The following is a 9,241-nucleotide window of genomic DNA, read 5'->3' on the forward strand; positions in this document are numbered from 1 at the left end:
CCACCCGCACCCGACCGCCGACGGCACGCCAAAAGTTGTGGGCAATCGTCCCGCAAGGCGGGACGGGTGGGCACAACCCGTGCCACCGGCCCGCACCACGCGAACGAACCCCAAGAGGCACCAGGGCAGGCGCGCCCCTGAGAGGCCGGGCACCCCGTGTAGCGGTCAACCTTGCGCCCGTGAAGGGTTAGCGGAGGGCGCGGAGCTTGCGCCAAGGGGTGAACGTGAAGACCGCGGCGCCCAGCAGGAGCACCGTGCCCGCGACGAACCCGAGCGCGCGCAAGCCGCCGCCGTCCTCGGCCCCCGTCTCGGCGAGACCACCGCTCGTCGTCTGCGCGCCCGCGTCCGCCGTACCGCCCGAAGCAGCCGCACCGCCGGAGGCCGCCGCTCCGCCGGAGTCTCCGCCGCTGACGCCGCCCTGGTCGGTGGTGTCCAGCTCCAGCGAGGCCCCGGGGTCCTTCGACGGGGTACAGGTCGTGGTCGTGCCGAGAGCCTTGACCGTCAGGACGCCGGGGGTCAGCGTCGCCTTCCCGTCGGCGCCGGGCTTGTACGTGCCCTTGAGGTCGGGGATCTCGATGGGATCGCCCTGCGCGATCGCCTCCTTGTTCTTCGCGCCGACGACCTTCACCGTGCCCTTGTCGTCGCCGCCCACCTTGACGTCCATGGAGGGCTCGACGGAGTCCGCCGGGATCTGGGCCGGGCTGTCCATGACGGACTTGCTGAACTTCACCGTCAGCGCGTAACTCTCGCCGGACGCGGTCGCGTCGATCCGCACGGGCGAGGTCGCGCTCTTGTCGCCGATCGGGGTCTTGCAGGAGTACGGGACCTCGACTTCCTTGCCCGTGAAGCTCTTGCCGTCGCCGCTGCCGCCGCTCCCTCCGCTGTCGCCGCTCCCTCCGGTGGCGTCGGAGCCACCGCCCGAGGCGGCGTCACCGCCCGCGCTGCCGCCGCTGTCCGCTCCGGGGAGCCCCGGGATGGCCGGTGCCTTCGGAAGGCTGCCGGTGGGCAGGTCGGACGGGATTCCGCTCGGCACGCCGGTGACACCTGGCACCTGCGGCGTTCCGCCGGAGTCCTCGGCCTGCGCGGACCCCGCGGCCATGAACACACCCGCGCTGCTGAGCATCAGCGCGACACCGAGCGCGCGCCGTCGTTGCCTCATCACGTACTTCCCTTCGGAGGGGGACGGTCATCGGACGGTGCGGAGAACTGGGGGTCGCGCCGGGTGCTCGGCGCGAGGGTGTCGGGTGTGAACCAGGGCAGCGTGCGTTCCTCCGCCCGCTCCCCCGGCGGCCCGGCCGCCGCTGCCGGGGGCTTCGCGAGCCGTTCGGCGAGGCGCGCGGCCAGCCGGTCCCGCAGGGGCAGGGCGCGGGGCCTGGCGTGGGCGCCGGCCGGGCTGACGACCTGGCCCGACTGCCGGGGCCGCGTGCGGTCCACGACGGCCATCCCGACGCGGAAGACCGCCGCGGGCACGACGAGGAACAGCAGGATCCAGAAGAGGGTCACGCCCCAGGGGCGTCCCACGTCCCAGGGCTGCTCGGTGAGCACCTTGCCGCCGTACTTGGCGGCGACGGTGTAGTCGCCGTGCGCGCCCGAGGACAGTTCGACGGGCAGCATGACCCGCTTCTTCTTGCCGGGGTCCACGGTGCCCCGCCACTGGTGCCGCTCCCATTCGGGGGCGTAGACGCCGTGCGAGGTGCCGACCTCGAAGACGGGGTTCTCGGCCCGGTCGGCGCCGAGGTTGCCGACGGTGAGGACCAGTTGTCCCTGGGGCGGCGCGCCGAACCAGTCGAGCAGTCCACCGCCGCCCTCCAGCCGTGCGGCGAGCACCGTGAGCCTGCCGCCGCCCGCGTCCTCGGGGAGCGGCTTCACCGGGTGTCCGGCCACTTCGAAGGCCGCGTCGGCGGAGGCGTAGGAGCCGGTCACGGTCGCCGCGCGGACGACGCAGGGGCAGGGCTTGGGCGGCTCGGCCACGGGGATCTTCTTCTCGAAGGTGCCGTCTGCCGAGGTGGTGACGGCGCGGCCCTCGGAGTTGGCGCAGGCGTTGGTGCCGCCGATCGCGTTCTGGCCGCACATGAGGAGGGTCAGCAGGGCCTTGGGCCGCCAGCCCTTGCCGGTGACGGTGACGCTGCCGCCCGTCCCTGCTTCCTTCGTGGAGAGGGAGAGCGAGGGCTTCCCCTCGTCGTCGGCGGCGGCGACGGCTGACGGCGACGAGGCCGCCGCCGGAACCGCCAGCCCGGCGCCCACCATCAGCGCGCACACCGTCAGGACGAGCGCCCGTACGCCGCCTCCCCTCCGGTGCCGCCGGAGGTCCGTGCCGTCGCCGCGTATCACTTCACCGCTCCCGTCGCCGCACCAGCCGCCGCCCCGTCGGGGCTCCTGTCACCGTCGCCATCGCTGTCGCTGTCGCCATCGCGGTCGCCGCCACCGTTCGCGCGCGGGAGGGGACGCGACGGGGCGTCCTCGACGTCCTCCTGGCGCCGCGCCTCCGACGGCACGCACGTCTCCGTCTCCGCCACCGTCACCGCACGGGGCGCTGTCCCCGCGCGGGTCAGTGCCCGGACGACGGCCGTGCGCCACCGCCACCGCCCCAGGACCGCGCCCGCGAGCGCCAAAAGCGCCGCGCCCCCGCCCAGCGCCCCCCACGGCACGGTCGTGTACGAGCCGCTCGCCTCTCCCCGCGCGCCGTCCTCCGCCGTGACGGAGAGGGTGACGTCCGTGGAGTCGAGGGAGGGCGGGTCGTGCCACGGTTCGCTGAGCGTGACGCGCTGGCCTGGCAGCAGTTCCAGGTCCAGGGCCCGCGACTCGCGCCGCAGCACCTGCCCGAAAAGGCCGTCGGCGCGCACGGCGAGCCGGGGCTCCAGCGCCGTGTTGCCCCGGTTGACCAGCGCGTACTCGATCTCGGCCGCGCCGCCGTCCTTCTCCCGCACGCGCACGTCCTCGACGCTCAGCGCCGACAGCGCGGGCCCCGTGACCCGCAGCCGCATCCGTACGCCCGCGTCCCGCTTCCCGTCGCTGACGACGACCGCGCCCGGGTGGTCGCCCGGCACGGCCTCGCGGGGGACGGTCACGGTGAACGGCACGTCGGCCCGTGTGCGCGCGGGCACCCGCACCTCGCGCTCGGCGAAGGCGATCCAGCGCCCGGCCCCGGTGCTGGCGCCCTTACCGCGTACGGCGAAGGCGCCGTCGCGGCCGTTGTACGCGTCGGCGCCGCGCAGCTTGTACGTACGGGCCTGCCCGCTCTCGTTCGTGACGGAGACCGTGTCCTTGAGCACGGTTCCCGGCGCGCCCTCCAGGTAGAAGAGGGAGCGCGCGTCCTTGTCCGTCTCCCCGTCGGCGGCCGAGGCCGCGGGTCCGGCGGGCGCGGCCGACCACTCGCCGCCGCTGCCGCCCCGGCCATCGCCGTCGTCTCGAGGGACCGCGGCCGCGCTCCCCGCGAGCGGGGGCGCGAGCGGCGCGCACAGCGCCACGGCGGCGAGGGCGAGCGCGACGGCGGCGGCCCGGACCCGGTCCCGGCGCGGCCACGGGAGGACACGGCGGACGACGGGCATCGGTGACGGTGACGGCCTCAACGGGCGGCTCCCTCGACGTGCGGGTGTGCGGGTGTGCGGGCGTGCATGCGTGCTCGGCGGACGGACGCAGCGGCGGACGCAGCGGCGGACCCGCGCCTCAGCGCGAGGCTGCCCCCGCGGCGCGGCGCCGGGTCACCCACAGCGCCCCGGCCACACCGGCGAGCAGCACCGTGCCGCCGAGGGTGCCGAGCGCGACGGCCGAGTCGGCGGGGCCCGTCTGGGGCAGCTCGTCGCTGGAGCCGCTTGAGGAGGATCCGCTGTCGCTGCCAGAGCCGCTGCCGCCGGTCGAGCCGCCGTCGTCCGTGCCGCCCCCGCCCTCGGCCGCCTCCACGTCGAGCGAGAGCGAGGGCTTCGGGTCGTTCGAGGGCTTGCAGGTGGTGGTCGTCCCCATGGCCTTGATGGTGAGGGTGCTGGCCGTGAAGGTGACCTTGCCGCTCTTCTTCGGGGTGTACGTGCCCGACAGGTCGGTGATCTTGATGGGGGTGTTGGCCGGAATGGCCTCCGGGTTGGTGGGGCCGCTCACATCGACGTTCCCGCTGTCGGCGCCGCCGAGCTTGATGAGGGCGCTGGGCTTCATCGCGCCCTTGCCCAGCTCGACGGGGCTGGAGGAGACGCCCTTCTCGAAGGACATGGTGAGCTTGTAGCCGTCGCCGCTCTTGGTGCCCTTGATGTCGATGGGCGAGACGGCGCTCTTGTCCCCGATCGGGGTCTTGCACTGGTAGTTGACGTCCACGGTCTCGGCCTGCGCGGCGGGAGCCGACACCAGTACGGCAGATCCGGCGGCAACCGCCGTGGCCAGTGCGACGGCGGCGCGGCTGTGGCGCTTCTTGCTCTGGGACACCGGGGTTCCCCCTTCATCCTTGCTCGGCAAGTTCTGACGACACATCAGATTGGGCGCTGACAGTACGCCGGGGACCTTGACGATGGAAGACACGTCACAGCAAGGATCCTGCGCCCGAAGGGACGCAGGAGGAAGGGGAGTTACCGCGCGTAAGCGCGCTCGCCGTCGGCATCAGGCCACGACGAGGAACGAGGAGAGGAGGGACGGGGAAGCCTGGGGCCGGGGAACCGGCGCCGGGCTCAGTTGGGCGCGGCCAGCTCCGCCCAGACCGTCTTGCCGGTGCCCTCGGGGTTGCGTACGACGCCCCAGTCCAGGCAGAGCCGCTGCACGATGAACATGCCGTGACCGCCGGGCCGCCCCGCGCGGTGCGGCGTACGGGGCGCGGGCGAACCGCTGCCCAGGTCGACGATCTCCAGGCGCAGCACCTTGGGGCCGCTGCCGACCCGCAGCTCCTCGGGGCCTTCGGCGTGCAGGCAGGCGTTGGTCACCAGCTCGGAGACGACGAGGAGCACGTCCTCGGCCGCCGCGCGCTGGTCGCCCGTGGCGGCGGGCAGCCAGCCCCAGTCCTGGAGCGCCTGCCGGGTGAAGTCCCGCGCGCGCGGTACGGCGCCGCTGACCCCGGCGAGGCGCAGCCTGCGCACCTGGCGGATGGGGCGGCCCTGCGCGGTGGCCCCGCCCTCGTCCGGTGCCTGGCCCGAGGAACCCGGAGCACCCGGCGTACCAGAGGCGCCCGAAGCGCCCGAGCCGCCGGGCCCGCCAGGAGTCCCTGTAGCGCCGGAGGAGCCTGACACGCCGGGCGTGCCGTGCGTCCCGCGACCACGGGAGCCGGGGCCGGGACCCGCGCCCCCGCCCTCGCCGCTCTCGGCTCCTGGCACGACGCCCCCGGCCTCCGACACGGCGGCGGTCGCCGGTGCACCCTCGCGCTCCGGGCCGCAGTCGCCCGCCGGGTGCGGCCGGGTGGTGCTCATCAGTGGTTCACCTCACCGATCACCGATTTACCGTTTCGTCGCCTCGTGCCGGCCTGGTCGAGCGGCTTGACGAATGTCTGACAGATTCAGGGGTCTCCTGCCCTACCGGACCGTGAGAACACCCACGGATTCGGATGGACTGGTGTGATGCGCGTAACGCCCCCGTGACCTAGGGGTACGGAGATGTCGCGGGGATTACACCCCGGGCGCGCTCGCGAGCGCCGCATCAAGATCATCGTGCACCGTGAAGACGGCTTCCGCACCTGTGATCTCGAAGACGCGCGCGACCACCGGCAGCATCCCGGCGAGATGGACCCCGCCGCCCGCGGCCTCGGCCTTGAGCCGGGCTCCCAGGAGGACGTTCAGGCCCGTCGAATCGCAGAACTCCAGCCGCGAGCAGTCCACGACCAGGCGGCTGTAGCCCTCCTCGACGCTCTGCTCCAGCGGCTCGCGCAGCAGATCGGCGGTGTGGTGGTCCAACTCACCCTCGGGCGTCACCACGGCACTGACCCCCTGGTGCCGTACGTCGACCGTCAGCCGGCCCCGGCTGGTGCTCCCGGGCATCCCGCGGTCCATGCACACCCCTTCTGGTTGCGTATGCGCCTTCACTGCTGCCCCCCGACAAGCGGTTCGAACCCTACGCCTTTGCCGCCACGTTCGGTAGCTGAACAACCCACACATTGGCGCAAATTCGGACATAAAGGACTTGCCATGCCCGCGCGTGAGCGGGTAGGTCTAGAAGGGACAGAAGCAAGACAGTGGCTTTGGAGGCGCCGCACACCGCAGTGCACGTCACGGCTTCGGCAGCCATATGCCGAGAAATGATGGAGGACACATGTCACCCCGGCTCGATAACGGGATATCGGAATCGACCGACCAGGCCGCCCCGGAGGTAACGGAAGAGTACCGCCCGGAAGAGCTCCCGGAACCCACGAGTCCGGACACGGTCGAGGACCTCTTCGACCAGCTCCAGCTCCCCGAGATCCCGCCCTACGACGAGGTGGGCCCGCTTGACGCGCGGGCGCTGTCCAAGACCCTCTTCGGCCGCCTCGAGCACCTGGAAGAGGGCACCCACGAGTACGCGTACGTACGGAACACCCTCGTCGAGCTGAATCTCGCCCTGGTGAAGTTCGCGGCCTCCCGCTTCCGCTCCCGCAGCGAGCCCATGGAGGACATCGTCCAGGTCGGCACCATCGGCCTGATCAAGGCGATCGACCGCTTCGAGCTGAGCCGCGGCGTCGAGTTCCCGACCTTCGCGATGCCGACGATCGTCGGCGAGATCAAGCGCTTCTTCCGCGACACCTCCTGGTCCGTGCGCGTGCCGCGCCGCCTCCAGGAGCTGCGCCTCGACCTCGCCAAGGCCGGTGACGAACTGGCACAGCGGCTCGACCGCGCCCCCACCGTCGAGGAACTCGCCCAGCGGCTCAACCTCTCCGCGGAGGAAGTCGTCGAAGGCATGGCGGCCAGCAACGCCTACACCGCCAGCTCCCTCGACGCGCAGCCGGAGGAGGACGACACCGAGGGCACCCTCGCGGACCGCATCGGCTACGAGGACCACGGTCTTGAGGGCATCGAGTACGTCGAGTCGCTCAAGCCCCTCATAGCCGAACTCCCGCCGCGCGACAGAAAGATCCTGTCGTTGCGTTTCGTGGCGAACATGACGCAGAGCGAGATAGGCGAGGAACTCGGCATCTCCCAGATGCACGTCTCCCGGCTGCTCTCGCGGACCCTGGGCAAGCTGCGCAAGGGTCTGATGCTCGACGAGTGAGATGACGTTTCGCGCGTACGTGTGATGCGGACGTCCGTGGGTGGGCCGTCCCGGTCTTGTGGCACCGGGGCGGCCCACTACGTGTTTCCGGCGCCCCGTTTTCCCGGCGCGCGACGGGTGGCCGACGGGTGGTTCCCCGACCCCGCAAACGGTGGCGTTTCTCACTGTGCCACAGCAAAGTTCGTGGGTTGAGCACTTACTTCGGCGTGAGAGCATTGCCAGGTTCTGACCCGCCGACGACCTTGTGAACAGCGGACCGCGGCCCCTGCCGCCCTATCGGCTCTCCCTGATTTATCCACTCCGGGGTGCGGTTCGTGCCTACTCACGGAGGCGAAGGGAGACCCGGAAACTTGGCCAGCACCCCCACGAATCCGCAAGGCAGTTACCGCCGCTCGCTCGGCACCCTGGCACTCACCGCGACGGGCCTCGGCTCGATCATCGGCTCCGGCTGGCTCTTCGGAGCCGAGCGCGCCGCCGCCATCGCCGGACCGGCCGCGATCCTGGCCTGGGTCATCGGGGCCGTGGTCGCGCTGACCATCGCCCTCACCTACACCGAACTGGGCTCCATGTTCCCGCGCGCGGGCGGCATGGTGCGCTACGGCCAGTACTCGCACGGCTCGCTCTCCGGCTACCTCGCCGCGTGGGCCAACTGGATCGCGATCGTCTCCGTCATACCCGGGGAGGCGACCGCCTCCGTCCAGTACATGAGCTCCTGGTCCTTCGACTGGGCGCACGATCTCTACGACGGCAAGGAGCTGACCGGCACGGGCGTCGCGCTCGCCAGTGTGCTGCTGGTCTTCTACTTCTTCCTCAACTGGTTCGCGATCACGCTGTTCGCGAAGACCAACACCGCGATCACCGTCTTCAAGGTCGTCGTCCCGGTCCTGACCGCGGGCGCCCTGATCGCCGCGCACTTCGACACCGGCAACATCAAGGACAACGGCGGCTTCACGCCCAACGGCTGGAGCGCCGTCTTCACCGCCGTCGCCGTCTCCGGCATCGTCTGGGCCTACAACGGCTTCCAGTCGCCGATCAACATGGCCGCCGAGGCCCGCACCCCGGGCCGTTCGCTGCCCAAGGCCGTCATCGGCTCCATCGTGATCGCGCTGCTCATCTACCTGGCCCTCCAGGTCGCCTTCCTCGGCGGCGTGCCCGCGGCCGACCTCAGCAACGGCGAAGGCTGGGCGGGCCTCTCCTACGACTCGCCACTCGCCGACCTGTCGCTGGCCTGGGGCCTCAACTGGCTCGCGATGCTGCTGTACGCCGACGCGTTCATCTCGCCGTCCGGCACCGGCATGATCTACGCGGCCACCACGTCGCGCATGATCCACGGCGTCCAGGAGAACGGGCACCTGCCCGGCGTCTTCGGCCGCGTCGACAAGAAGACGGGCATCCCGCGCCCCGCGCTGGTGCTCAACCTCGTGATCTCGTTCCTCTTCCTCGCCGTCTTCCGCGGCTGGGGCTCGCTGGCCGAGATCGTGTCCGTGGCGACGGTCATCTCGTACATCACCGGCCCCGTCGCCGTGATGTCGCTGCGCCGCCTGTCGCCGGGGCTCGCGCGGCCCGTACGGCTGCGTGCCATGCCCGTCGTCGCGCCGCTGGCGATGGTCTTCGGCTCGCTCGTCCTCTACTGGGGGCGCTGGCCGCTCACCGGCAAGGTCATCCTGATCATGGCCGTCGGCCTGCCCGTCTGGGCCTGGTACGAGCTGCGCAAGCCGTGGGCCGAGCTGAAGCCGCACCTCAAGGCGGGCGCGTGGATGGTCGCGTACCTGCTCGTGATGGCGCTGGTCTCCTGGGCGGGCGGCACCGAGTTCGGCGGCAAGGGCTACCTCGCACCCGGCTGGGACCTGCTGGTCGTCGCCCTCCTCGGGCTCGCCTTCTACTGGTGGGGCATCCGCAGCGCCTGGCGCAATCCCTCGCTCGTGCGGATCGAGGAGGAGATGGCGGCGGAGGCGGCGGCCGAGGCCGCCGAGGCCGCCGAGAAGGGGTCCTCCGGCGAGGGCGGTCCCGAGGGCGGCACGCCCGCGCGGGAGCCGGCGGGCGTCTGAGACCCCAGCGACGACAGGTGACGGCGGCGGCCCGTGAGCGCGAGACG

General features: G+C 72.0%; 7 protein-coding genes and 1 pseudogene. 2 read left to right on the top strand and 6 right to left on the bottom strand.

Annotation, left to right across the window (positions count from 1 at the left end; genetic code table 11):
* Positions 1–187: 187 nt before the first annotated feature.
* The 6 genes and pseudogenes from ACWGJ2_RS39500 to ACWGJ2_RS39525 form a co-directional block, all read right to left on the bottom strand.
* Positions 188–961, bottom strand: a pseudogene (locus ACWGJ2_RS39500) (hypothetical protein); the annotation flags it as partial.
* 197 nt (positions 962–1,158) lie between these two features.
* The gene (locus tag ACWGJ2_RS39505; RefSeq protein ID WP_453351240.1) at positions 1,159–2,331 is read right to left on the bottom strand and encodes a neocarzinostatin apoprotein domain-containing protein; all 1,173 of its coding nucleotides are present in this window, start codon (positions 2,329–2,331) and stop codon (positions 1,159–1,161) included.
* Complete coding sequence (locus tag ACWGJ2_RS39510) at positions 2,328–3,569, bottom strand: COG1470 family protein (RefSeq protein WP_453351241.1); 1,242 nt, start codon at positions 3,567–3,569, stop codon at positions 2,328–2,330. Before ACWGJ2_RS39510 ends, ACWGJ2_RS39505 begins: the two co-directional genes overlap by 4 nt.
* 97 nt (positions 3,570–3,666) lie before the next feature.
* Positions 3,667–4,410 (bottom strand): LPXTG cell wall anchor domain-containing protein, encoded by a 744-nt coding sequence (locus tag ACWGJ2_RS39515; protein WP_453351242.1) that lies wholly within the window; start codon positions 4,408–4,410, stop codon positions 3,667–3,669.
* Between the two features lie 239 nt (positions 4,411–4,649).
* Positions 4,650–5,201 (bottom strand): ATP-binding protein, encoded by a 552-nt coding sequence (locus ACWGJ2_RS39520; RefSeq protein ID WP_453351246.1) that lies wholly within the window; start codon positions 5,199–5,201, stop codon positions 4,650–4,652.
* A gap of 372 nt (positions 5,202–5,573) precedes the next feature.
* Entirely contained in the window at positions 5,574–5,954 is a 381-nt protein-coding gene (locus tag ACWGJ2_RS39525; protein ID WP_453351243.1) for an STAS domain-containing protein, read from the bottom strand.
* 259 nt (positions 5,955–6,213) lie between these two features.
* Here ACWGJ2_RS39525 and ACWGJ2_RS39530 point away from each other — a divergent pair, with 259 nt between their 5' ends.
* Both ACWGJ2_RS39530 and ACWGJ2_RS39535 read left to right on the top strand, forming a co-directional pair.
* Positions 6,214–7,146 (top strand): RNA polymerase sigma factor SigF, encoded by a 933-nt coding sequence (locus ACWGJ2_RS39530; protein ID WP_453351244.1) that lies wholly within the window; start codon positions 6,214–6,216, stop codon positions 7,144–7,146.
* Positions 7,147–7,496: 350 nt separating this feature from the next.
* Positions 7,497–9,194: an APC family permease gene (locus ACWGJ2_RS39535; protein ID WP_453351245.1), complete on the top strand. Its 1,698-nt coding sequence runs from the start codon at positions 7,497–7,499 to the stop codon at positions 9,192–9,194.
* Positions 9,195–9,241 lie beyond the last annotated feature (47 nt).

The organism is Streptomyces sp. NPDC054796, assembly GCF_053611545.1.

Excerpts from the sequence above, each read along its gene's own strand:
- ACWGJ2_RS39530 (WP_453351244.1), top strand. The coding sequence starts at position 6,214 with ATGTCACCCCGGCTCGATAACGGGATATCGGAATCGACCGACCAGGCC.
- ACWGJ2_RS39525 (WP_453351243.1), bottom strand. The coding sequence starts at position 5,954 with ATGGACCGCGGGATGCCCGGGAGCACCAGCCGGGGCCGGCTGACGGTC.